Source organism: Corynebacterium sp. 2571A (assembly GCF_055700935.1).
Window position 1 is genome coordinate 138,996 of the sequence record NZ_JASTTE010000001.1, and the last position, 23,481, is coordinate 162,476.

At 65.5% G+C, this 23,481-nt stretch carries 20 protein-coding genes, 1 tRNA gene and 1 other RNA gene; 11 read left to right on the plus strand and 11 right to left on the minus strand.

Features of this window, described 5'->3' with window-relative positions; genetic code table 11:
* Positions 1-54: 54 nt before the first annotated feature.
* The 5 genes from QQS53_RS00790 to QQS53_RS00810 form a co-directional block, all read right to left on the minus strand.
* Positions 55-660, minus strand: coding sequence for a JmjC domain-containing protein (locus QQS53_RS00790; protein WP_472774094.1), 606 nt, complete (start codon positions 658-660; stop codon positions 55-57).
* Positions 653-1,585 carry a hypothetical protein gene (locus QQS53_RS00795; protein ID WP_472774095.1) on the minus strand — a complete coding sequence of 311 codons (933 nt, stop codon included), beginning with the start codon at positions 1,583-1,585 and terminating at the stop codon, positions 653-655. The genes QQS53_RS00790 and QQS53_RS00795 overlap by 8 nt, the downstream gene beginning before the upstream one ends.
* A gap of 625 nt (positions 1,586-2,210) precedes the next feature.
* The gene (locus QQS53_RS00800; protein ID WP_472774495.1) at positions 2,211-3,020 is read right to left on the minus strand and encodes an IS3 family transposase; all 810 of its coding nucleotides are present in this window, start codon (positions 3,018-3,020) and stop codon (positions 2,211-2,213) included.
* A complete protein-coding gene (locus QQS53_RS00805) occupies positions 2,915-3,346 on the minus strand; it encodes a transposase (protein ID WP_472774096.1) in 432 nt (143 codons plus the stop codon). Before QQS53_RS00805 ends, QQS53_RS00800 begins: the two co-directional genes overlap by 106 nt.
* Positions 3,347-3,623: 277 nt before the next feature.
* Positions 3,624-3,712, minus strand: a tRNA-Ser gene (locus QQS53_RS00810).
* A gap of 194 nt (positions 3,713-3,906) precedes the next feature.
* Between QQS53_RS00810 and ffs the strand changes: the two genes are divergently transcribed.
* From ffs to recR, 9 genes are all read left to right on the plus strand, one after another.
* Positions 3,907-4,005, plus strand: an RNA gene (ffs, locus tag QQS53_RS00815) — signal recognition particle sRNA small type.
* A gap of 155 nt (positions 4,006-4,160) precedes the next feature.
* Positions 4,161-4,529: a GntR family transcriptional regulator gene (locus QQS53_RS00820; protein ID WP_472774097.1), complete on the plus strand. Its 369-nt coding sequence runs from the start codon at positions 4,161-4,163 to the stop codon at positions 4,527-4,529.
* Positions 4,526-5,284, plus strand: coding sequence for an ATP-binding cassette domain-containing protein (locus QQS53_RS00825; RefSeq protein ID WP_472774098.1), 759 nt, complete (start codon positions 4,526-4,528; stop codon positions 5,282-5,284). Before QQS53_RS00820 ends, QQS53_RS00825 begins: the two co-directional genes overlap by 4 nt.
* A 2-nt stretch (positions 5,285-5,286) precedes the next feature.
* Positions 5,287-5,982 carry a hypothetical protein gene (locus tag QQS53_RS00830; protein WP_472774099.1) on the plus strand — a complete coding sequence of 232 codons (696 nt, stop codon included), beginning with the start codon at positions 5,287-5,289 and terminating at the stop codon, positions 5,980-5,982.
* 125 nt (positions 5,983-6,107) lie between these two features.
* Positions 6,108-7,379, plus strand: coding sequence for an aspartate aminotransferase type Ic (locus tag QQS53_RS00835; RefSeq protein ID WP_472774100.1), 1,272 nt, complete (start codon positions 6,108-6,110; stop codon positions 7,377-7,379).
* Between the two features lie 148 nt (positions 7,380-7,527).
* On the plus strand, positions 7,528-7,965 hold the full coding sequence (locus tag QQS53_RS00840) for a suppressor of fused domain protein (protein WP_472774101.1): 438 nt from the start codon (positions 7,528-7,530) through the stop codon (positions 7,963-7,965).
* Positions 7,966-7,982: 17 nt separating this feature from the next.
* The gene (locus tag QQS53_RS00845; RefSeq protein ID WP_472774102.1) at positions 7,983-10,652 is read left to right on the plus strand and encodes a DNA polymerase III subunit gamma and tau; all 2,670 of its coding nucleotides are present in this window, start codon (positions 7,983-7,985) and stop codon (positions 10,650-10,652) included.
* Positions 10,653-10,751: 99 nt separating this feature from the next.
* Entirely contained in the window at positions 10,752-11,102 is a 351-nt protein-coding gene (locus tag QQS53_RS00850; protein ID WP_290224277.1) for a YbaB/EbfC family nucleoid-associated protein, read from the plus strand.
* A 128-nt stretch (positions 11,103-11,230) separates the two neighbouring features.
* The gene (gene recR / locus QQS53_RS00855) at positions 11,231-11,887 is read left to right on the plus strand and encodes a recombination mediator RecR (protein WP_290224279.1); all 657 of its coding nucleotides are present in this window, start codon (positions 11,231-11,233) and stop codon (positions 11,885-11,887) included.
* Here recR and QQS53_RS00860 read toward each other — a convergent pair.
* From QQS53_RS00860 to leuA, 5 genes are all read right to left on the minus strand, one after another.
* Complete coding sequence (locus tag QQS53_RS00860; RefSeq protein WP_472774103.1) at positions 11,884-12,639, minus strand: type 1 glutamine amidotransferase; 756 nt, start codon at positions 12,637-12,639, stop codon at positions 11,884-11,886. The genes recR and QQS53_RS00860 overlap by 4 nt on opposite strands.
* The gene (locus QQS53_RS00865; RefSeq protein ID WP_472774104.1) at positions 12,632-13,945 is read right to left on the minus strand and encodes a MurT ligase domain-containing protein; all 1,314 of its coding nucleotides are present in this window, start codon (positions 13,943-13,945) and stop codon (positions 12,632-12,634) included. The genes QQS53_RS00860 and QQS53_RS00865 overlap by 8 nt, the downstream gene beginning before the upstream one ends.
* Positions 13,946-14,002: 57 nt before the next feature.
* Positions 14,003-15,520 (minus strand): DNA polymerase III subunit epsilon, encoded by a 1,518-nt coding sequence (locus tag QQS53_RS00870; RefSeq protein ID WP_472774105.1) that lies wholly within the window; start codon positions 15,518-15,520, stop codon positions 14,003-14,005.
* A 74-nt stretch (positions 15,521-15,594) separates the two neighbouring features.
* Positions 15,595-17,361 carry a hypothetical protein gene (locus QQS53_RS00875; RefSeq protein ID WP_472774106.1) on the minus strand — a complete coding sequence of 589 codons (1,767 nt, stop codon included), beginning with the start codon at positions 17,359-17,361 and terminating at the stop codon, positions 15,595-15,597.
* Positions 17,362-17,643: 282 nt separating this feature from the next.
* On the minus strand, positions 17,644-19,461 hold the full coding sequence (gene leuA, locus QQS53_RS00880) for a 2-isopropylmalate synthase (RefSeq protein WP_472774107.1): 1,818 nt from the start codon (positions 19,459-19,461) through the stop codon (positions 17,644-17,646).
* Between the two features lie 506 nt (positions 19,462-19,967).
* Between leuA and QQS53_RS00885 the strand changes: the two genes are divergently transcribed.
* Positions 19,968-21,116 (plus strand): mannosyltransferase family protein, encoded by a 1,149-nt coding sequence (locus tag QQS53_RS00885; protein WP_472774108.1) that lies wholly within the window; start codon positions 19,968-19,970, stop codon positions 21,114-21,116.
* Between the two features lie 38 nt (positions 21,117-21,154).
* On the opposite strand, the gene QQS53_RS00890 is transcribed toward QQS53_RS00885, so the two are convergent.
* The gene (locus QQS53_RS00890) at positions 21,155-22,018 is read right to left on the minus strand and encodes a DMT family transporter (RefSeq protein ID WP_472774109.1); all 864 of its coding nucleotides are present in this window, start codon (positions 22,016-22,018) and stop codon (positions 21,155-21,157) included.
* Between the two features lie 189 nt (positions 22,019-22,207).
* Here QQS53_RS00890 and QQS53_RS00895 point away from each other — a divergent pair, with 189 nt between their 5' ends.
* Positions 22,208-23,473, plus strand: coding sequence for an aspartate kinase (locus QQS53_RS00895; protein ID WP_472774110.1), 1,266 nt, complete (start codon positions 22,208-22,210; stop codon positions 23,471-23,473).
* Positions 23,474-23,481: the final 8 nt, after the last annotated feature.

The following is a 23,481-nucleotide window of genomic DNA, read 5'->3' on the forward strand; positions in this document are numbered from 1 at the left end:
GCCGTGTGGAAAATAGATTTGTGTCGCTTTGGGGCGGGCGATCAAATGCTAGGGTTAAGTGGATAGATAGCTCACCAATTCCTGAAACTTTGTGCGAGTAACCGCGCGGAAAGTAGGAGATGCTTCCGGGGAAATAAGAGAGTCGGTAAAGCTAGGTGATTCGTGCTCCGTCTGCCAACGTTTTCTACCGAATATCTGAAAGATAATGAAAGGGTGATCGTCAGAGTGCATTCCAAATGCGGAATCTGACGATTGCGTTACATATGCTTGGGTCCAGCATATAACTCCAAAGTGGGATTCTACTAGCTCCTTAATGGTTCTAAGCTCTCTGGAGACTTCATGGGCATGATCTACAACTACTGTTCCGCCGGTTTTTAAAATTTGGTCCACTACTCGATTCTTAAGACGAGTGTGTTGGATTAGCCCATCACCAATGCGTGATTCGTAGAATTGCGCTGGGTGAAGATCTTGTCCGTCTTTAATAAGCCGTATTCTTCGATCTGAAGAAGCATCTTCGCTCATACATGACAAAACCCTGTTGGCTAACTCGACTGTTTTGGTGTCATCAATTTGAGTTCGAGAAAAGTGATGGGGATTTTCAAGGTCTTTCTCTGACCATGAAAGAAGGACAGATGAAATTTCTTCATAGAGGTCATGCAAGTTCAAATAGTATTCCTAGTCTGATTAGTTTTACTACCAGTGCTCGAGCGGTTTCTTTATGATCTTGAAGGGCATGTCTGTTCCCGTTGAGTAAGAAAAGCTCCTTTCCGGATAGGGCGATACGGATATTTCCTTTACTGAGGTATCCGTCTTGCGAGTGTTCGATTGCTAAAGGGAGCCATTCCAGATCGCCAGATAGGGCTAGGTTAATAGCTTTAGCCTGAAATATAGGATCGTTAGTGGGAGCCAAAGCATAGTCTATGCCGTTTTGCGATAATACTGAATGATTAATCGTAGTCTGGGGGGTAAAGGATATTCCAAAGAAATATCCAGCTCCGAGAGATTCGAATAAATGGGGAATTTGTGCTGCTATTACGGAACTCTGTCCAGGTGATACTTTCCAAGAACGGGTTCCTGCCATATGTTCTTTCCATGCGAAAGAGATTCCATAGAATGCTGCGGAGCCGTTCTTGATGGCTCCATATTCTGCCCCTTCAGGCCAAGCCGTGATTATTCTGCCTGCTCCTTCTAGGTCGAAGATGCCTGAATGCTCAAAATCAACATGGGCTCCGAACGGGGTGAAACCGCGGTCTGTAGAAATGAATGCATAGAGGTCTTCCACTTTGAAGTTGTCACAACCAAGCGCCTTCTGTAGATGCTTATGATGACTATCAAATAGGTACTTAAGTTCAACGTTCCAGCTCCCTAAAGCGTTAAATGCAAGTACAGCATGACTGCCAGCAATACTTCTTAGCCTCGAGTAGGGAGGGCCGGTGTGGGAGTTCCATTCTTTGGCCACGCGAACGCAGGCGCGGTAGTTTAAGCATCCATTGGTGAACACTCTGAACTGGGGCTCAGAAGTTTGTTGACTAAATGCAGTATTGATAGCACCTGTGGTCGCATGCCTAAGGCGATCTGTGAGCATGTTAGCTAATTTGCTCTCTTAGTGGCCGACGTCTTGACGAGGGCTGAGATCGGGGGTGATGATTTCAACCTCGAAATCACTCGCAGTTTTAGCATCGGTGGCGTCAATCAACGCGTCCATCTGACTCTCCTTTCTCCTTGCAGTTTCAGGGTCACGTCTTCCTGACAAGATGTAATGTAGCACACACGCCGGGATGAAAGTGGGGTAAGACATATTGGTGGTTTACAAACCGCAAGTTAGCGGGTGTATAGTCCTTTGAATAAAATATCCTTTGGTCAATTCACTTGGCTGCTGCTTGCGTTGGTTACGGTGAGGTTTTTGGTAGATATTTTTACGAAAGATCGATAAAGAATGGGCGGAATATAGGTAAGGAAGATTCCCCTCGGCTGGGGTGTAGTGTCGGTGTGGTGGGTGTCAACGCTTACAATCTCCAAGCCGAATCGTTTAACGTTATGCATACGCACCCGCAAAGTCTTTGACAATCTGGTGGTGTGCTGCAGGGTGCATTTTGGGGCTAGGTACGTTCCAGTCCAGCAAAGCGCTGGTTTCAGCGTGTCCATCATCAAGGGGGTGGAGCCACTGATTTTGTGCCATTGGGGTGGCCTAAGAATTCGGTCCAGTTGGTTTAAGCGTTGACCGTGTTTTCATGTTGCCATTGTTCCGCATACTTCCGCGGGTTGAGGTAGCCCAGCGAGGAATGCGGGTGGAAGTCATCGTACCGCTGCGACCACTGGGCCACGAGCATCCGTGCATGTTCGAGATTCTCGATGCTGTTGTCTTCTAAGGGTTGGTCACGCATTCGGTTGTGGAAAGACTCGACATACCCGTTATGCCAGGGCTGGCCTGGCGGGATAAACGCCTGAATCGTTTCATCCTCCCCAGCCCATTCGTTGAGCGCATGAGCGATGAACTCGGGGCCGTTATCCATCCGGATCACCCGCGGGCGCCTGCCTTGGTCACAACAAGCGAGGTCGAGCAGCTCGATCACCGAGTCCGCGTCGATCGTCTTGTCGACCGTGAAGGCGACATGCTCGCGAGTGTAGTCATCGATGATGTTGCAGATCTTGATCGTCTTGCCGTGCCATGTTGAATCGAACTGGAAATCCAGCGCCCACACGTCGTTCGGGTACTGGCCGGCAGGAACATCGCGCTGGCCGTGACCATCGACGCGTTTGCGCTTCTTCCTGGGTAGGACGCGCAGGCCTTCTTCACGCCACATCCTCCGGAAGGTTTCCCGGCATATCCCATACCCCTCGGTGAGGGCGGTCCTCCAGGCGCGCCGGTGTCCCCACCGGCGGTGATCACGCGCGAACTCGTGCATCCACGCCCTTAGGTCCGCGTACTTATCCGGCTTGCCCTGACGGATCCTAGCGCGCCGATAAGCACTACGAGAGAGTCCAACGATCTGGCAGGCACGCCTGTGGCAGTAGCCCAGCCCAACGAGATGCCAGACGGCATCATGACGGCGAGCTGGGCTGAGAAGTTTCCCTCCGATAATTCTTTCCACGCCGCCTTTTCCAGCTCTGCCTGCCCAAGGAGACGTTTGAGGCGCGTGTTTTCCTCGCGCAATCGCTGGAGCTCTTTAGCTTCGCTCTTGGTCATCGCCCCATAGGTTGCCTGCCACCGGTTCAGCGTGGCTTCGCTGATCCCCAGCGCGGTGAGGATTTGAGCCGTGGCCGATCCTGATTCTCTGAGTTCTCGAGCCTTATCCAGCTTGCGAACAATCTGCTCGGGAGTGTGTTTACTGAACTTCTTCACCATTCATCCATTCTCCCCACCCACAGGAAGGGCATCAATGGACAACACTCAAGTCACCCGGACCTAAAAACCTAAGGCACTCCACCATTTGATCGGCGAGTACCAACACCTAACGTACGAATGAGTTTCGAGGGTAGTCCAAGATAATTGCGTCTTAGGTGAAAAAACCGTGATTTAGGAAGTTTTAACCAGTAATAACCCCCGGAATTAGACGCACTTTCGCTACTTAGCCCTTGGTTAACGCAAAGAAAAACGCGCCTCACCGAAGCGAAGCGCGTTATGGCGGAGGATGTGGGATTTGAACCCACGAGGGGCGTGAGCCCCGCACGCGTTCCAGGCGTGTGACATAGGCCGCTAGTCGAATCCTCCGAGAAGAAACTGTAGCAGCCCCGGCAAGTAGCGACAAAATCGGCAGGTCAGATTGGGAAATGGGTGGGTGTTCAAGGGCTATAAAAGTGTCTGCCGGGTAGGTGGGTGTTGGGGCCGGCCGTGGTGGCGCGTGTGGGCGCCTGGGCGGGGAGCGGACTGTTTGGACTATCGCCGGAATCCCGGCTAGAGTATGGGGCAGGATCTCGCGTGGCGTCCATCCTGTGAACTCCCCCAGGGCAGGAATGCAGCAAGGGTCAGCAGGCTCTGACGGGTGCGCGAGGTCCCCTTAATCTTTGTGGCCATCCGGTTAGCGCCGGGTGGCTTTTTCTATGTCTGGTCCGCTTTCGGGTCTTGACGGGGTGGGTAGTCTGGGTTAGGTTTACTACCTAAGTAGTAAACCATGTTGGTAGGTCGGTTTGCTGCGGGAACAACCAAGGAAGGTGACAGGATGGCTATAACGGCTAAGGATCCCCGCCCTATCTACCAGCAGATAGCGGAGGAGCTGCGCGGCATGATCTTGTCCGGGCAGCTGCCCGAAGGCGACAGGACACCGTCGACGCACGAATTAGCAAATTATCATGAGGTGACGCCGACGACGGCATCGAAGGCGCTCACGGCGCTGGCGCAAGCCGGGCTCGTGGAGAGCCAGAGAGGACGAGGGATGTTTGTCATGCCCGGGGCGCGCGAGCGCATCAGGGACCAACGGAAGAAGGCGTTCGCCCAAGACTTTGTCCGCCCCCTGGTGGCGGAGGCCAGTGCCCTGGGCTTGGGGGAAGACGATATTGCCCAGATGATCGCTAAGGAGTTAAGACCATGACCAGCACGCAAGATACTGGGAGCCCGCGGCCCATCATGGGGCTGATCGGGCCGAACGGCTCCGGCAAGACCACGTTTTTCCGCCGGCGCAGCGCGGAGCCCGATGTGGCCTTCGGCCAGGCCAGCGCCGATATTCACTTCTTCGGCGCCACGTCCCGAGACCATTTTCGTGTCGTGCAGCGCGGCTGGCAGGGGCTGGACGTGGGCGAAGCGGAGAAAACGCTGGGCTTCGACCCGACCACGCCGCTGGCCAAGCTAAGCGTGGGCCAGCGCCAGCTGGTCATCGTCGGCAGCGTAGTGGCTGCCGGCAAACCGGTGCTGCTACTGGACGAACCCTTCAACGGCTTGGACGCACCACACCGCAGCCAGGTGCGGGAGCGGCTGCGGCAGGCCGCGGAAACCGCCGAGGTGTGGGTGAGTTCCCAGCACTCGCAGGACTTGGCGGGCCTGGTTGATGCGGTGGTGGTCATGCGTGATTTCCACGCCCAGGACCCCGTGACCATGGATGAACTGCGCGAGGCCCATCCCGTGCTGAGTGGGCCGGCCGAGGTGGTAGCAGAGGTCATCGGCAGCGCGCCGGTGCTATCCGACAAGGCCCTGGGCGGGCACCGTCGGGCGGTGCTGGGGGCCGGACTTTCGGCCTCAGCCCGGGATTTTGCCCAGTCCCGCGGCGTAGACGTGAGGTATCTCGACACCAGTGAGCTGCTGGACGTAGCGGTAGCGGGTGCGCTGGTGCAGGAAGAAGAGGAGGAATAACAATGAAAGCGCCAGTATTTATAGCAAGCCAACCGTGGCTGATCATCGGGTGCATGGCGGTGGCCCTGGGGCTGGCCGCCGGCGGCCGCTTCCTCTTTATGGACGGCGGGTCCTGGACCATCCTGGCCGTCGTGGCCACGACCGTGATTTTCACCCTGGCGGCGGCGGACTCGGCCCACTTGCTCGACTACCAGGTCGCACCCGGCCGCTGGTTGGGTTCCGCGGTCGCGTGCGCAGTAGTCGCAGCCGCGGTGGCCGCGGGCGTGCTTGGTGTGGCGATGTTTGTCATGCAGGATGACTCGCCGTATTACTCCGGTTACGACAGCTTCATCGTCACCTCCGGCCCGGTGGAATGGCTCGATACCAACGGGCAGCCCTATATCGTCCCCGACGCCGGGGTAGGCGGGCGCGAAGTGGTCCTGACCCTCCTGGTGGTCTTCACCATCTTCCTGGCCGCCGCCTTCGTCGGGGTCGGGCTGGGCGCCGTGCGCGCCCGCCGCTCGGCCCGCGCGCAGTGGGTGGTGGTCTTCGCCGGTATCGCTGCTACCGTTGCCGTCGCGTGGCTCATCGACCAGGTGCTGGGCATTTCTGTGTCCGCGCCGCTGCCGGGGGTATTCCTCTTTTGCATCCCGGTAGCCGTCGTGGGGGTAGTGGTGGCCGCCGTGAGTCTCCAGCGGTCCCGCAGGCTGGGCGGGTAGTGCCGATAGGGTTAAACTCGCCCGCAGCTGAGTGCTAAATCACGTAGGCGGCGCTATGCTAGGGGGCCAATAAGCAATCACTGATCTCTCACCTCGGATACCGGAAGGTAGGCAGACTAGCTCCTATGTCTCTTCTAGATTTGGGCGCGGCGGAGCGCGCCGAACTAGCAACTCAGATTCGTGCCGATTACGAAGATTTGAAGGCTAAGGGCCTGAAACTGGATCTGACCAGGGGCAAGCCCTCCAAGGAGCAGCTGGCGCTGTCCGAGGACCTGCTGGAGCTGCCGGGCCGCAACAACTACACCGACGCCACCGGCGCGGATGTGCGCAACTACGGCAACCTGCAGGGCATCGTTGATATCCGCCAGCTGTGGGGCAGGCTGCTGGGCATCAACCCGGACCTGTTGATGGCCGGGGACTCCTCCTCCCTGAACTTCGAGTTCGACGTCATCTCCTGGGCCTACACCTTCGGCACCAACGACTCGGAGCGCCCGTGGAGCCAGGAAGAAACGATCAAGTGGATTTGCCCGGTGCCGGGCTACGATCGCCACCACGGCATCACGGAGCGCTTCGGCTTTGAGATGGTCACCGTGCCCATGCTGGAAGATGGCCCGGACGTGGAGGCCATCCGCGAACTGGTCAAGGACCCGCAGGTCAAGGGCATGTGGGCCGTGCCGATGTTCTCCAACCCGTCGGGCGTTACCTTCACCGAGGAGGTCGTGCGCGAGCTGGCCTCCCTGGACACGGCCGCCCCGGACTTCCGCATCATGTGGGATAACGCCTACGCGGTCCACACGCTGACCGACGAATTCCCGGAGATCATCGACGTGCTGGGGCTGTCCCGCGAGGTGGGCAACCCCAACCGCTTCTTCGTTTTCTCCTCGACCTCCAAGATCACCTTCGCCGGCTCCGGCGTGGGCTTCATGGCTTCTTCCGAGGCGAACCTCGACTGGTTCAAGTCGATCGCCGGCAAGCGCGGTATCGGCCCGAACAAGGTCAACCAGCTCGCCCACGCGGAGTTCTTCGGCTCCGCCGAAGGCGTGCGCGCGGTCATGCGCCGCCACGCCGCGCTGCTGGCCCCGAAGTTCGAGGCCGTGCTGCGCATCCTGGACGAGCGCCTGGGCAAGTACGAGGTCGCGCAGTGGACCAAGCCCACCGGCGGCTACTTCGTCTCCCTGGACGTCATCGACGGCACCGCCACCCGTGTGTGGGAGCTGGCCAAGGAGGCCGGCATTGTGCTGACCCCGGCCGGTTCCTCCTTCCCGCTGGGCCAGGACCCGAACGACCGCAACATCCGGCTCGCGCCGTCGATGCCGCCGCTGGAAGAGGTCGAGGCCGCCATGGACGGCGTGGCCGTCTGCGTCCTTCTGGCCGCCCTCGAGAAGCTGGGGGCGTAGCGCAATTAACAACACGGAAATTGCGTATTGGCTCGATCAGATAATCCCGGCCTCCCTGGAGTTCCGCGACGTCTCCTCCGCTGATGGTGGCAACCGCTGGCGGATCGGTACCGCCGAGCTCGGCGACGGCCAGGCGCTGGCGGTTACCGTGGGCTTTAGCCAGGTTGATACCGGCCTGCAGCGCGCCGACGATGGCGTCGACGTGCGCTGTGAGCTGCTGGCCGTGGGCCGGACTACCCCCGCCACGGTGGCGGCGGCGGTGCAGGCTGCCGCGGATCAGATTGCGGCGGCGGCCGGGGTCATCCCGGCCCAGCCCGGCGTGCTGCTGCCGAACATGGCCGCGGGCAGCGCCCTGGAGCGCGACGAATCCGTCACGGCCCGGCACGGGCTGCTCATCGCCCCCTACCTCTGGGGCGGGCAGACCCCGCAGGTGGCAGAGGACAAACGCCTGACGCTGATCTGCCAGCTGCTGGTGCTCACCGACGCCGAATACTCCTACGCCGCCGACGAAGGCGTGGGGCCTTTCCAGCAGGCGGTCGCCGACGGCGGGATTGACCTGCTCGACTTCTCCCGGGCCGATGGCTAAGCGGTAGGATTTACGGCGTGGCTCTTTACCGGAAATATCGTCCCGCAAGTTTCTCCGAGGTGGTAGGCCAAGAACAGGTCACCACCCCGTTGTCGGCTGCCCTGGACTCGGGGCGCATCAACCACGCCTACCTGTTTTCCGGGCCGCGGGGCTGCGGCAAGACCTCCTCGGCGCGCATCATGGCGCGCTCGATCAACTGCGTGGAAGGGCCCACCTCCACCCCGTGCGGGGTCTGCGAGTCGTGTGTCTCCCTGGCCCCGGGCGGGCCGGGCAACCTGGACGTCACCGAGCTGGACGCGGCCTCCCACAACGGCGTGGAGGACATGCGCGAGCTGCGCGACCGCGCCTACTACGCCCCGGCGGAGTCCCGCTACCGTATCTTCATCATCGACGAGGCGCACATGATTTCCGCCTCGGGCGCGAACGCCTTGCTCAAGGTGGTCGAGGAGCCGCCGGAGCACGTCATCTTCATCTTCGCGACGACGGAGCCGGAAAAGATCATCGGCACCATCCGCTCGCGTACCCACCACTATCCCTTCCGGCTGCTAACCCCGCCGGCGATGAAGGGGCTGCTGCAGCGCACCGTCGCCGCCGAGGGCGTGCAGGTCGAAGACTCCGTCTACCCCATGGTCATCCAGGCCGGCGGCGGCTCCCCGCGTGACACCCTCTCCATCCTGGACCAGCTGCTGGCCGGCGCCGGCCCGGACGGCCTGACCTACGCGCTCGCCCGCCCGCTGCTGGGCGTCACGGACATCACGCTCATCGACGACGCCGTCGCCGCCCTGGCCAGCGGCGACAAGGCCGGGCTGTTCCAGCTGGTCGACCACGTCATTGAGGCCGGTCACGAGCCGCGCCGTTTCGCCGTCGACCTGCTGGACCGCCTGCGCGATCTCATGGTGCTCCAAGCCGTCCCGGACGCCATCTCCGCCGGGCTGGTCGACGCCCCCGCCGACCGCGCCGAGGCGCTGACCGATCAGGCGCAGCGCTTCAGCGGCGACCACCTGGTCTTTCTGGCCGAGACCGTCAGCGAGCAGATCGCCGGCCTGCGCGGGGCGACCTCGCCGCGCCTGCTACTGGAAATCCTCTGCGCTCACCTGGTCTCCGCCGCCCGCCCGGCCGCGGGGCCGACGATGTCGGCCGCCAGCGGTCAGTCCAGCCAGGAAACCCAGTCTGGCCAGCCGCAGCAGCAACAGACTCAGGCCCGGCCCGCCGGCTCCGCCCAGGAGGGCGCGGCAGCCGCGGCGGCCACCGCCGCCCGAATAGCCGCCGCCCGCCGGGAGCGCCAGCAGCAGGGCAACACTCAAAACCGCGATGCCCAAGCCCACGGCAGCCAGGCTCAAAGCGCCCAGGCTCAGGGCAACCATAACCACGGGTCCGAACCGGCAGCTGCACAGGCACCGGCACCGGTCCACGTCGAAAAGCCGGTGCCGGCCGAGCACCCGGGTGAGCAGCCGGCGGAGGGCGCAGCGGCTGAGGCGCAGCAGGAACAGCCCCAGCAGGCGGTGGCCGCCGAGCAGGGGCCGAACGGCGCGGACGCGAAGCCGGCACACGCGCCTCAGCCGCCCGAGCGCGCCGGGCAGGAGGCACCGCAGCCGGACCTGCGGGAGCGTCCAGAAGCGGAGCCCACTGAGCAGGCGGATAACGCCGAGCAGTCCGGGCAGAGCGCAGAATCAGCACCGGAGCAAGCGCAGGATGCCGCGCACGACTCCGAGCCGGGCGCGGAATCTGCACCGGCGGCTCAGGCCGCCGCGGCTGCCGACCCGGAGGAGCTGACCGCGGCTATCCGGAACCAGTGGGCCACGCTGCGCGAGCGCGTGGGCACGACCAACAAGGTCGCCGAGATCATGCTGACCGAGGCGCGCGTGCTGGGCATCCGGGACAACACGCTGGTTATAGGACACACCACCGGGGCGCTGGCGCAGCGCCTGAACGCCCCGGAAAACGCCGGGGACCTGCAGCGGGTCCTGCGCGAGGAATACCAGGTCGAGCTCCGCATCGAGTGCGTGGTAGGAACCGACCCCGTGCAGCAGGGCTTCAACGCCCAGCCGGGCGCCAAGCCGGCCTGGGACCCGCAGAAAAACCAGCGCGAATCCAGCGACGATCAGGAGTCCGAGAGGCCTAGCTCTGCTGCACCCACGCCCGAACCGCAACCCGCGGATAAATCTGGCTGGGGCAGCCCGCGGCCTTTAGGTGGGCCGGAAGAGCCGGAGAAGGCACCGTCCCCGCAGCCCCAACAGGCCCCGCCCGCCGCGCCCACCGCACAGGGGTCCGGTGGGGGTGCAGGCGCGAGCGCCGGCGGTGGGAATGCCGCTAACGCGCGCCCTAGCTGGCAGGACCGCATCCAGCAGGCGGCGGCGCAGGCGAAAAAGCGCGACGCCAACACCTTCAGCAACGGGGTGCCGCTGCCGCCGGATCCGGGCCCGGAGGAAGGCTACGGTATCCCGCCGGAAGACGACTACGTGCCGCAACAACCGGCCGGTCAGCCAGCGGCCCCGCAGCAGGGGCAGGCGCCGCGGCCGGCACCGGGGCAGGGCCAGCCCGGCCCGCAGGACGCGGCGGCGCTGCGGGACGAGGAAGAGCAGATGATGGCGGCCGCGGCCCAGGAGACCGGGGAGCGCGACCACCGCAGTGCTCTGGAAGTGGCGATGGAGCTGCTCAGCGATCAGCTGGGGGCGCGTCGCTTGTAGCGATCAGGGGCACGCAGCCTCTTCAACGCCCGAGTTTTGGCGGTAGACTCGGGCACTGGCGAATTTATCCCTAAATTTTCTTGAGAGAAAGGCATAGCCATGACCCAGCCGGATCAACCCGCAGACATGAATGAACTGATCGCCCAGGCCGCCCGCGTGCAGGCCGAACTGCAGAAGGCCCAGGAAGAAATCCTGGCTTCTGAGGTCGAAGGCACCGCCGGCAACGGCCTGGTGACCTGCACCATGACCGGTGGCGCGGAGCTCAAGGACCTGAAGATCGACAAGTCCGTCGTGGATCCGGAGGACGTGGAGACCCTGCAGGACCTGGTCATCGGCGCCTTCAAGGACGCCCACCAGAAGGCCGGCGAGCTGGCCCAGGAAAAGATCGGCCCGCTGTCCCAGGGCATGGGCGGCGGCGCCCCGGGCGACATGGGCAACCTGATGGGTTAGTCTTGCCCCCGGCTGCGTGACGTAGCCGGCTGTACCGGGCCGCGGTTTGCTTTTGGGAGAAAGCAGGCTGCGGCCTTATTCTTGTTCTCGTTGCCTTTCCCGGAGTAAAGAAAGTAGGTCGGTGCCCGGTGTTTGAAGGACCTTTGCAGGATCTCATCGACGAGCTCTCCCGGCTGCCGGGCGTGGGCCCGAAGAGCGCGCAGCGGATCGCCTTTCACATTCTGCACATGGAACCCGAGGACATCGAGCGTTTGCGCAACGCGCTGGCCGCCGTGCGCGACGGGGTAACCTTCTGCCGGATTTGCTGCAATATCTCCCGGGAATCGGTCTGCCGCATCTGCGTGAACTCGCAGCGCGACCGCAGCACCATCTGCGTGGTGGAGGAGCCGAAGGACATCCAGGTCATCGAGCGCACCGGCGAATACGAGGGGCGCTACCACGTCCTGGGCGGGGCGCTGGATCCGTTGGCCAATATCGGCCCGAAGGACCTGAACATCTCCCAGCTGCTGCAGCGCATCGGCGGCGTGCTGCCCGACCGGGAGCTCGCGGACTCCACGGAGGAGAACCCGCAGTACGACTCCACGCCGGAGATCAAGGAAGTCATCCTGGCCACCGACCCGAACACGGAGGGCGAGGCCACCGCTTCCTACCTGGTGCGCCTGCTCAAGGACTTCCCGGACCTGCGGATAACCCGCCTGGCCTCCGGCATGCCGCTGGGCGGCGACCTGGAATTCGTGGACGAGCTGACGCTGTCGCGCGCCCTGTCGGGCCGCCTGACGGTCTAGGCCAGGCGCTCCGCCCGCAGCTGCTGTACCGCGGGCAGATCCAGCGGAGCCAGGTCCTGGAGCTGCTGGCCGGTGGCGCGGGCCAGCAGCAGGTCGGCCAGCTGCGGGTTGCGGGCCAGGGCCGGGCCGTGCATGTAGGTGGCGATGACGCTGTCCTGGACCGCGCCCTCGCCGACGCGCTGCTGCTTGGCGTCGGGCAGGTCGGCGGTGGCGGCGGCATCGCTGTTGCCGGTGCCGCGCTTGACAATACCCAGGGGCTGGGCCGACGGGCCCAGGATGGTCGCGCCCAGGTGGTTTTCGAAGCCGGTCAGCGGCTCGGTCAGCTCGCTGGTGTAGCCGGCCGCCCAGGGGGTGGACTGGACCTCACCGATGGCGCGTTCCTGCAGGGGAGAGGTGGTCGCGTCCAGCAGGCCGACGCCGTCGACCACGCGCCCGGAGGCGCGGAAGGACTCGCCTAAGACCTGCAGGCCCGCGCAGACGGCAAAAATAGGGCGCCCGGCGTGCGCGGCGCGAATCAGGCCGCCGTCGGAGATGAGGTGCTCCGCGGCCAGGATCTGGGCCGAGTCCTCGCCGCCGCCGAGGGTGTAGATGTCGAGCTGTTCCGGGACCGCCTCGCCTAGCTTGATGGGCACGATCTCGGCGTCGAAGCCGCGCAGGCGGGCGCGCTGGCGCAGTACCAGGGCGTTGCCGTCGTCGCCGTAGGTGCCCAAGACGTCGGGAAGAATCAGGCCGATGGACAGGGTATTAGGCATGGCGGTTCTCCTTGTTCTCCGAGTTGTCTCGCTGTGCATCGGCGTCGCGCTCGAGGGCCTTTTTCAGATCGCGGAAGGCGGTGTAGTTGGCCAGGACCTCCACGCGGCCCGGCGGGCAAGCGTCGATGGCCTGGACCGGATCCGGGATGAGCTCGTGGGTAATGTCCGCGTAGACCAAGCGCACCGCCAGGTCGGTGCCGCGCTCGCCGGCGGCCTTGACGGAAATGCCCTCGAAGTCCTCGAAGCGCACGTCCCACAGCCAGGACATGTCCACGCCGTCGGCCACCTGGCCGTTGGTGGCAATGACGAGGCCGTCCGCGCTGCGGTCCACCATGGACAGCGCTTCCTGCCAGCCGGCCGGGTTCTTGGCCAGCAGCAGGCGGATTTCGTGCTCGCCGCGGGTGATGGTGGAATAGCGCCCGGCCACGTCGTCGATGCTCTCCACGGCGGTCACGGCGGCATCGGTAGCAATGCCGAAGGCCTCCGCGGCGGCGGCGACGGCCTGGGCCGCGTTACCGCGGTTGGCGCGTCCGGGAAGCGCCAGGTTCAGCGGGTAGGTGCCCGCGGGGCTGACGATGCCCTCGTCGCTGACCGTCCACTCCGGCTGCGGGCGGCGGAATTCGCGCCCGTCGGGCAGCTTCTTGACCGCGTACCAGTCCTCCGGTTCGCGGACCACGTGGCCGCCGGTGCGCGGGCAGGTCACGGAATCGCCCAGCCAGCCGGCGCCGGCCGCCACCCAGATGACATTGGGGGCGTCGTAGGCCACCGAGGTCATCAGCACGTCGTCGCAGTTGGCGATGACCAGCATATCCGGGTGGGCCTTAACGCAGGAGCGCAGGGCGCGCTCGATCTTGTTGATCTCGCCCACGCGGTCGAGCTGATCGCGCGAGAGATTCAGCAGCACCAGCGCCTGCGGGTTCAGGTTGTCGGCCACGTGCGGCACGTGCAGCTCATCGACCTCGAGGACCAGGTGGGAGGCGTCCTTGCCCGCCAGCAGGGCGGAGATGATGCCGGCGTCCATGTTGTCGCCGCCGTCGTTGGTGGCCACGGTGTGGCGCGTACGCAGGGCCGCGGCCAGCATCCGAGTGGTGGTGGACTTGCCGTTGGTGCCGGTGACCAGGACGGCCGGGCGGCCGGCGCCCAGGGAGGACATGATGCTCGGGTCGATGGCGTTGGCCACCAGACCGCCGATCATTCCGCCGGCGCCGCGCCCGGTGGCGCGGGAAGCCGTGGTGGCCAGGTTCGCGGCCGAGGTGGCGACGGACGTCCGCACTTTCCTGAGCGTTCTGCGTAGGTTAAAACTCATAGGCTACAGGTTAGTCCGCCGGTGGGCCCGGGCGCGATTGTGCACGCGGGTGGGTTTTTAAGAATTTGCCTGCGGTTTGCTGTTGCGCTGCCCGCCGCGCCCGCCGCGCCGCCGCCCGCCGCGCTTGCGCCGGGAGCCGCGGGAGCCGCCCTGTCCTGCGCCTTCGCCGTTTCTCGGCGACGGCGAGTCGGTTTTCGCCCCCGCCGGATGCTCCGGCGCGGCTGCCGACTGGGTGCTGGAGTTGTGGGCCCCGGAACGGTTCGCCCCGCCGCGGCTGCTGCGCCGGCGCCGCCGCCGGCTGCGGCGCGAGCGGCGCGAGCCGTTGTCCTCGGCCCGGCCGCCGCGGGAGCTGCGTGCGCCCCGGCTGGCGCCGGTGGTGGTGTTCCCCTCGGCCGCGTGCGCCGCGGCGTTGTCCGCGCCGGGCTGCTCGCTGGCGGGAGTGATGCGCTCGACGGCCTCGAGGAAGGCCTGGTCCGACATCAGCGGGATGCCCTTGCGGTGGGCGTGCATGGGCTTGCCCACCAGGTCGGTGGTGACGTTGCAGACCACCAGGGAGGTCTCCCGGCTGAGCTTTTCCGAGTAGTTGAGTTCGTGCCGGGTAATGGCGGCGATGATCTCGTCCGGGTCCGCCGTGATCTCCGGGGCCACGACGATCTCCATGCCCGGCTCCAGCTCGTGCCCGGGCCGGTAGGGGCCGGGGTTCTGGTGGATGCGCGGGGCCTCCTCCGCGTCGACGCGCAGGTGCGAGCGCTGCAGGCCGAATTTATCGCCGCGCACCTCGTCCGGGGTGGTGGTGGCCAGCGGCCCGCGCTCGGCCTGGGCGAGGTAGAGGGCCACGAGAAGCTCGGTGGCCTCGCGGGAGGTCTGCGATTCCGGGACGTTGGCCCGCTCCGTGGTGGCGACCGCGCTCGGGGTCAACACCCCGCAGTGGCGGGCGGTGGTGGCCAGCCGGATGTCGACGAGCTGGGCGCCCTGGCGCCGCGCGGAGGCCAGCGTGTCGATGATCCGCTCCGGGGCCGGCACGTGGCCGACCTTCTGCCGGCGCCGGCGGTTGTTGCCGCGGTTGCGGTTGCGGCTCCGGTTCTGCCGGGCCGCGGCCGTCATGGCGCGCCGGGCTTCGGAGACCACGAAACCCCACGCGAAGGGGGTGTCGTGAACGACCAGGGTGCGGCCGTCCAGGAGGCGGTCCAGGGGCTTGAGGATCCGGGAGAAGCTCTGGCCGGCGGAGACCTCCTCGTGGCTGAGCCCGTGCAGGTGCCTAGGGCCGGGATCGCTGCCGGGGTTGAGGACGGCGTGGAAATCCTGGCCAACTTCCCCGGCGGCGTTGAAGGTCACCGCGTCCAGCGCCACGAGCCGGGCCGTGGACGGGTGGATGCCGGTGGTCTGCACGGTCAGGGCGACGAAGGGGAAGTTGGCAGCGGCGGTGGCGGATTGTTCCGCCGCGGCGTCCTCCGGACGCTGGGCGCGCGGGTCGTGCGGCTTGGGCGGGGTCGCCCCAGCCGCGGGCGCAGATTCTGCCCCATCGCCGGCCCCAGAGCCGGAACCGTTGTTCGGGCGCGCAGGTGAAGTACTCATTGAGGATAGTCTAGTTCACCGTTTTTCCGCTGGGACGATTAGCAGGGCCCCTCCCGCCAAGACCGGCGCGGCGTTTAAGGAGTCGGCTCTACCGGTTCGGTGGAGGGGCTGGCTGTAAAAGTCACCTGGATAGTCGTGGTGGTCTCCGCGCTCCACACGGAAGTGGTTGGCCTCGCCTCCCCAGCCGGCGTCGTGGGCGTCTCGGTGGTCGGGGTGGTTGCCGAAGACGTCGTCGACGTGGTGGGAGCCGTCGGTGTCGTGGGCGTGGTGGAATCCGTGTCAGTCGGATCCTGCGGGACTGTCGGCGCCGTCGAATCCTCTGTCGGCTCCGCGGAACGCGGGCGCCCCGAAGGCCGCGGGCTTTCGGTCGTGGTCTCCGTGGCACGCGTGGGGCGCGCGGTGCTCTTGGCGCGGGTGCTGGGTCCCCGGGTGGCCTGGGGCGTGGTGACGGTGGAGCCGTATGTGGGCTCCGCGGCGGGGGAGCTGCCCTGGCCGATGATAGGGGTGCTGGGGGCACTCAGCTGGGGATCGAAGAAGCCTGCCAGGATCGGATCCGTGAGCAGCGGGAGGATCGGAGCGGCCAGGGCCCGGGCCGGTTCGGGCAGGCCCAGCTGCGCCAGCACCGGCTGGGGCTCGCCGGGATGGCCGGGCTCCGTTGCGGTCGGCGCCGCGATTTGGGCGGCGCGGGTGGTACCCGTGCTGGTGTCAGCGGAGCTGGGGGCCTCGGAACCGGGCCGGTGGGAGCGCGCCGGGGCGGAAGGCCGGCTAGGGGAGGAGGCGGCGATGGTGCGCTCAACGGAGTCGTCCGGCTGGTGTCTCCCGTTCCAGGTCGCGGAGGTGATGGCGAAACCACCCACGGCGACCAGCACGCTCGAGGCCACCGCCAGGGCGGAGGTGCTAATCCCAGTGGCGCTGCCCGCCCCGACCGCGGCGGCGGTGGTTGCGGTAGTCGCAGTGGTCGCGGTGGTGGAGGTGGCCGCGGTGGTGGAGGTGGCCGCCGCGGCCCCGGCGGCCCCGAGACCGGCTGCGCCGGAGGAGCCGGCCGCACCGCTAAAGAAGGAGGCCTCGGCGGTGGAGGCCTCCGCCCGGGCGGCGGCCAGGGCGGTCAGCGCTGCGGCGGCCGCGGACGTGGAGGCCAGCACCACGGTAGCACCGTGGTTGGGGCGGGCATCGGAGCAGGCAAAGACGGTCAGCACCGGCGTGCCGGCGGCGCGGGAGAAATAGCCCCGGGTCACGGCGGTGCGGCCGGAGTGGTTCAGGTGCACCACGGTGCGGGCCAGGCGTTGTGCCTGCGGCCCGGAGAGCTCGCCCACGCGGTGGTCGTCGACGATGACGTGGACGCGGTAGCGGGTCAGGCGCCGCTCGGCCTTGAGGGTGACGAGGACGTGCTGGTCGCCTTCCGGCAGGTGGGGTAGCCCGGCGGCGAAATCGCGCAGCACCAGGCCCGAGCCGCAGTCGCTGCCCGGCAGCATGGCCCAGGGGGTCTCCGGCGGGTTGTTGACCGGAACGCACAGGCCCGGCCGCGGCAGCAGCAGGGAAAACTCCGGCCAGTCCTCCGCCAGGCGGACCTCGGCGGTGACCAGGGGCGACAAGCCGGCCGCCAGGACCCAGTCAAGCTCCGAGTAGGCGTTGGCGTATTCGGGTGCCAGCTGGCCGATGACCAGGCCGTCGACCCGCACGTCGAAGCCGGTGCCGGTGGCGCGGGAGCTCAAGATGCAATCCACCAGGCGCTGGGGGCGGGAAGACAAAAGGTCGGTGAAGACCTCCGGGGATACTCCCTGTACGGGGAGCTTGCGGGTTGTGCCGAAGCCCCGGAAAGGGACCGCGTAGGTAGAGTCCATTCCGCCTCCTGACAAAGAATCCTGTGGTTAAAGCCCGCGCGTGCGGCTGCGCGCGCGTGGGCGCGCCGGCGCTGTTTGTAGTACCAAAGTAATATCTAAGCAGCTATAGGCCAGCAATTGCTAATGCGGGCCCGCGCCCGGCCGTTGCCGTCAGGAGGCACTATGTAGGGAAATGTCGGTAAACCCCAGGGTTTTAGGGGCGAACAAGGCGGGTAGACCAAATAGCGCTCCGGCGCCCCGGGGGAAGGAAAGAATCCTTACTAGGGGGCGCTGCGGGAAGCGCTAGGCCAGCGCGCGGTTGACCGCGGAGTCGATGGCGCGCAGGGAAGCGGTGGTCGTGGAACCGGCGATCCCTACGCCCCAGACCTTGGTGCCGTTGACGTCGGCGGCGATATAGCAGGCGGCCTCCGCGTCGTCGCCGGCGCTGCGGGAGCGCTGCGAGTACTCGATGACCTCGAATTCCAAGCCCAGGGCCTCCAAGGCATTGGCATAAGCCGCGATGGGGCCGTTGCCGGAGCCGCGCACGGTGGAGTTCTCACCGTTGTAGACGACCTCGGCGGTTAACTGCGTGGCGCCGCCGGCGGCCTCCGCGTTGTCGATGGTGACGTGGACCTGCTCCAGCGGCGAGGTGCGATCCAGGTATTCCTGGGCGAAGATGTCCCACATGTTCTTGGAGTTAATCTCGCCGCCCTCGGCGTCCGTGACCGCCTGGACCACGGCGGAGAACTCACTCTGCATGGCCCGGGGCATGTTGATGCCGTGGTCGGTCTTCATGATGTAGGCAACCCCGCCCTTGCCGGACTGGGAGTTGACGCGGATGACCGCCTGGTAGTCGCGGCCCACGTCCTTCGGATCGATGGGCAGGTAGGGCACCTCCCAGGTGGTCTCCCGCAGCTTGTCCCAGGAGACCTCCGTGTTGTTGGCGCCCGGCACGACCTGGTCCGCCATGGCGTCCAAGCCCTTGTTGATGGCGTCCTGGTGGGAGCCGGAAAACGCGGTGAAGACCAACTCGCCGCCGTAGGGGTGGCGCTCCGGGACGCGCAGCTGGTTGCAGTATTCCACCGTCTCGCGGATGGCCGGCAGATCCGTGAAATCAATCTGGGGATCGACGCCCTGGGTCAGCATGTTCAGGCCCAGCGTGATCAGATCGACGTTGCCGGTGCGTTCGCCATTGCCGAACAAGCAGCCCTCGATCCGGTCGGCGCCGGCCAGGTAGCCCAGCTCCGCGGCGGCGATGCCCTCGCCGCGGTCGTTGTGCGGGTGCAGGGACATGATGATGTCGGCGCGCCGGGCGAAGTTGCGGTGCATCCACTCGATGGAATCCGCGTACACGTTGGGCGAAATCATTTCCACCGTGGACGGCAGGTTGATGATCATCGGGTCCTCGGGGCTCGGATCCATGATGTCCACGACCGCGTCGCAGACCTCGACCGCAAATTCCAGCTCCGTGCCGGTGAAGGACTCCGGCGAGTACTCCCAGCGCCAGTTGGTGTCCGGGTAGTCCTGTGCGATGTCACGGATCAACTTCGCGGCGTCGGTGGCCAGCTTCTTGATGGCCGGCTTGTCCTTACGGAAGACCACGCGGCGCTGCAGCTTCGAGGTTGAGTTGTAGAAGTGCACGATGACGTTCTTGGCGCCGGCGCAGGCCTCGAAGGTGCGCCGGATCAGGTGCTCGCGCGCCTGGACCAGCACCTGGATGGTGACGTCTTCCGGGATCTTGTTCTGCTCGATGATCTCGCGGACGAAGTCGAAGTCGGTCTGGGAGGCCGAGGGGAAGCCGACCTCGATCTCCTTGTAGCCCATCTTGACCAACAGGTCGAACATGCGGTGCTTGCGCTCGGGGCTCATCGGGTCGATGAGTGCCTGGTTGCCGTCGCGCAAATCCACCGCGCACCACTGCGGCGCGTGGGTAATGGTCTTGTCTGGCCAGGTGCGGTCCGGCAAGCGGATGTCTTCTACCTCGGTGGCAAACGGCTGGTAGCGGCTTACCGGCATGGAGGAATTGCGCTGCTTATTCCAGGCCGGCTGGCCTTCCCGGCGGGGCCCGGCCGGGGTGGTGATTTCGCGCGGGGCGGAGATGAATGCGTCGTTCGGGCTCATGGTGTGGTTCCTATTCTGCGTGGTCTTCGTGGTGGTTGCTATTAGCTGGTTTGCCTTAATGGGCGGCGGTCGCGGGCTAGGCCGTGCGATCCGTGGCGCGGAGTATGCGCGTGGCGTCACAACCGGGTGGTGGTGATTGGGTGAGCCCTCCGGCGAAGTGCGGGGCGGTCAGCGTGGGGGATAAGCCGGCACGGGCGCGGCGAGGTCGCCGCGGCGGGGCGCTGACCGCAATCTGCCGGCCGGGGGGAATGCAGTGCCTGCATCCTTTACCGTCGGGCAAACCGGGCTGGGGCTAAATCCCGCCGCGGCTGATAAGTAGTAGCATCTGCCGCGAAGTCATGTGGCACAGACTACATGCCATTCCACGGGGTGGCAACTAAATATTCTTTTATTTCATCAGATGGGAAAATCCGGGCTGTGGCGACGCCCCGCGGGGACGGGCCCAGCAGCGCGAGGGGTGTGCTGCGGCTTCCCGTGCGCGCGGCGGGCGGCTACCATCTCCAGACGTGGAAGAAACCAAGAGTGCCGGCGCACCCCGGCTGGACCGCCGCGACTGGGCGGGGGCCGCGGCCGTCGGCCTGGGCGGTTCGGCCCTGCGCCTGGGGGTACTCGCGGGGATGGGGGCGGCCAACGGCGAGCGCCTCGGGGACCTGCTCAACAAGTGGGACGCCGAGTACTACACGCAGATCGCCGCTCACGGCTACTTCGACGCCCAGATAGCCGGCGGCGGCCCGGCCTATGAGAAGACCCTGGCGTTCTTTCCCGGCTTCCCCTTCCTGCTGCGCGCCGGGCACGCGCTGACCGGGGTGCACTATTCCACCCTGGCGGTGGTGCTCAACCTCGCGCTGACCGTCGTGCTGGCCGCCGGGGCCATGGCCTTGGCCAACCGGGTGGCCTTAAGCTGCGGGGCCGCGCCGGGGTGGGGCTACCGGCTGGCAGCGGCGGCGATGGTGACCGGCGCGCCGATGGCCATCGTCTTTGCCATGCCCTATACCGAGGCGCTCTTCGGAGCGCTGGCCATCTGGGCCCTGGTGGCGCTGTGGGACAGGCGTTGGCCGGCCGCGGCGGCGCTGGTGTTCTGCCTGGGCCTGGTGCGCCTGACCGCGGTGGATATGCTCGCCGCCTTCGCCCTGGCCGTGCTGTTCTACGGCCGCCGGCAGTGGTCCGCGTGGGCCGGCTTGGCGGTCTCCGCGGTACCGCTGGTGGCCTACCTGGCCTGGGCGAATTCCCACCTAACCGCGGTGGGTGGGTACTTCGGGACCCAGCAGAAGCACTGGAACTCCGGCTTCGACGGCGGGCTGGCCAGCCTGCGCTGGGTGGCCACGAGCCTGACCAGCGCGGAAAACGCGGGCTTCCTGCTGACCACCGCCGTCATGCTGGCCGCCCCACTGTGCCTGGTCCTGGCGTGGCGCCGGATGGGCTTGGCGCCGTGGTGGTTTAGCGCGGCGCTGATGGTCAACGTCTTGGCCTCCGACGGCATCATGCACTCGCGCCCGCGGCTGCTGCTGCCGGCGGTCATCGTGGTACTGCCGCTGCTGGTGTCCGGCTTCCGCCGCCTGCCCGGCTGGGTCATGGGGCTGCTGGTGGCCCTATGGGTGCTATTCGGCGCCTGGTTTTCGGCTTACATGCTCGCCGTGTTCGAGTGGGCCATCTAGGCGGCTAACGCGGGTTGGCGGCTAGCGCGGTTCGGCGGCTAGTGCGGTTCGCTGCGCGATTGCTCGCCGCTGCTGACGGACTGCTGGGAAAGCACGATGGTGGCCGCGATCATGAGGGCCAGGGCCAGGCCCATCACCGTCCAGCCGGCGGCGGAGGTGATCTGGAATTTCTCGCCCAGGATGGCATAACCCAGTAGGAAGGCCACCATGGGCTCGACGATGGTCATCGCGGGCAGCGACTGCTTGAGCGGGCCCGCGTGGAAAGAATACTGCTGGACCACCGTGCCGGTGGCGGCGGTGGCGATCAGCGCGTAGAACTCCCAGCTGGTCAGGAGCTCTCCCACGCCGGAGTGGGCGAAGATATCCACGACCGCCTTGGATAGCACCGCCACATAGCCGTAAATGCCGCCGCAGATCGTGCCGAGCATCAGGGCGCGCTGGCTGCGGTGGCGCCAGCCGATGGCGGCCAGTACCGCCATGACGGTGATTCCCACCAGCAGGGCTGGCGCCCAGTCGGAGACGGCGGGCTGCGGCTTGCCGGCGCTGGGGCGGCCCAGGATGATGAGCGTGCCCACCGCGACGGTTAGCACCAGGGACCAGCCGATCTCCTGCCCGCTCATGCGGCGGCGGGAATACCAGGCGGCCAAAGGCAGCGTGAACATCAGGGACATGACCAGGATGGGCTGGACGATGAGCAGGGTGCCAAAGCCTAAGGCGATGACCTGCAAACCGTAGGCGGCCAGCGCGGCGAAGGTGCCCACCCACCACAGCGGCTGGGTCATGGCGGTGCGCATGACCGAGGAGGGGGCATCGAGAGCAATCCGGTGCCGTACCACCGTTCCCCAGGCCACGGTGAGGGCCGAGGCCAAGGCAAAGAAGATGGCGACGAGATTGCTTAACACCTACCCAACCGTAGTAAATGCCACGGAATTTCGTGCCCATTGGGGCACCGATGTCGCGCAAAAAGCTCTACCATGAAAGAGGTGCATGTAAATGCTGGCTCCGCGAATTGCGCGGGGTAACATGAGCACTTGACTACCAACTGACAGGTATTCACGAAGACAAGTATTCGCGAAAGGTGGCAACAGCACGTGGCCTTAGTCGTTCAAAAATACGGTGGCTCTTCCCTGGAATCGGCCGAGCGCATCCGCGCGGTCGCAGAGCGGATCGTCGCCACCAAGAAGGCCGGCAACGACGTGGTGGTCGTGTGCTCCGCCATGGGGGACACCACGGACGAGCTGTTGGACCTGGCCGCACAGGTCAACCCCGTGCCCCCGCGCCGGGAGATGGACATGCTGCTGACCGCCGGTGAGCGCATCTCCAACTCGCTGGTCGCGATGGCCGTGGAATCCTTGGGCGCGCACGCGCAGTCCTTTACTGGCTCCCAGGCCGGCGTGCTGACCACGGAGCGGCACGGCAACGCCCGGATCGTGGACGTGACCCCGGGGCGGATCACGGAGGCCCTCGACAAGGGCAAGATCTGCATCGTGGCGGGTTTCCAGGGCGTGAACAAGGAGTCGCGCGACGTGACCACCCTGGGCCGCGGCGGTTCGGATACGACCGCCGTGGCGCTGGCCGCGGCCCTGAACGCCGACGTGTGCGAGATTTACTCCGACGTCGACGGCGTCTACACCGCCGATCCGCGCATCGTGCCGGACGCCCAGAAGCTGGAGAAGCTGTCTTTCGAAGAGATGCTGGAGCTGGCCGCGGTCGGCTCCAAGATCTTGGTGCTGCGCAGCGTTGAATACGCCCGCGCCTTTAATGTTCCGTTAAGAGTTCGCTCGTCTTATAGCAATGACCCCGGCACCCTGATCGTCGGGTCGATGGAGGATATTCCCGTGGAAGAAGCAGTACTGACCGGTGTCGCCACTGACAAGTCCGAGGCCAAGGTGACCGTCCTGGGCATCCCCGACCGCCCAGGCGAGGCGGCCAAGGTCTTCCGCGCTATCGCGGATGCCGAGATCAACATTGACATGGTCCTGCAGAACGTCTCCTCCCTGGACGACGGCCGCACGGACATCACCTTCACCTGCCCGCGCGCCGACGGCCCGCGCGCCATGGAGCTGCTGTCCAAGCTGCGCGGTGAGGGCGACTGGACCAACGTGCTCTACGACGACCAGGTGGGCAAGGTCTCCCTGGTGGGCGCCGGTATGAAGTCGCACCCGGGCGTGACTGCCGATTTCACCGAGGCCCTGCGCGACGTCGGCGTCAACATGGAACTCATCTCCACTTCGGAGATCCGCATTTCCGTGCTGACCCGCGAGGCCGACCTGGACAAGGCGGCCCGGGCGCTGCACGAGAAGTTCCAGCTGGGCGGCGACGAAACCGCCACGGTCTATGCTGGAACCGGACGCTAAAGCGCGCT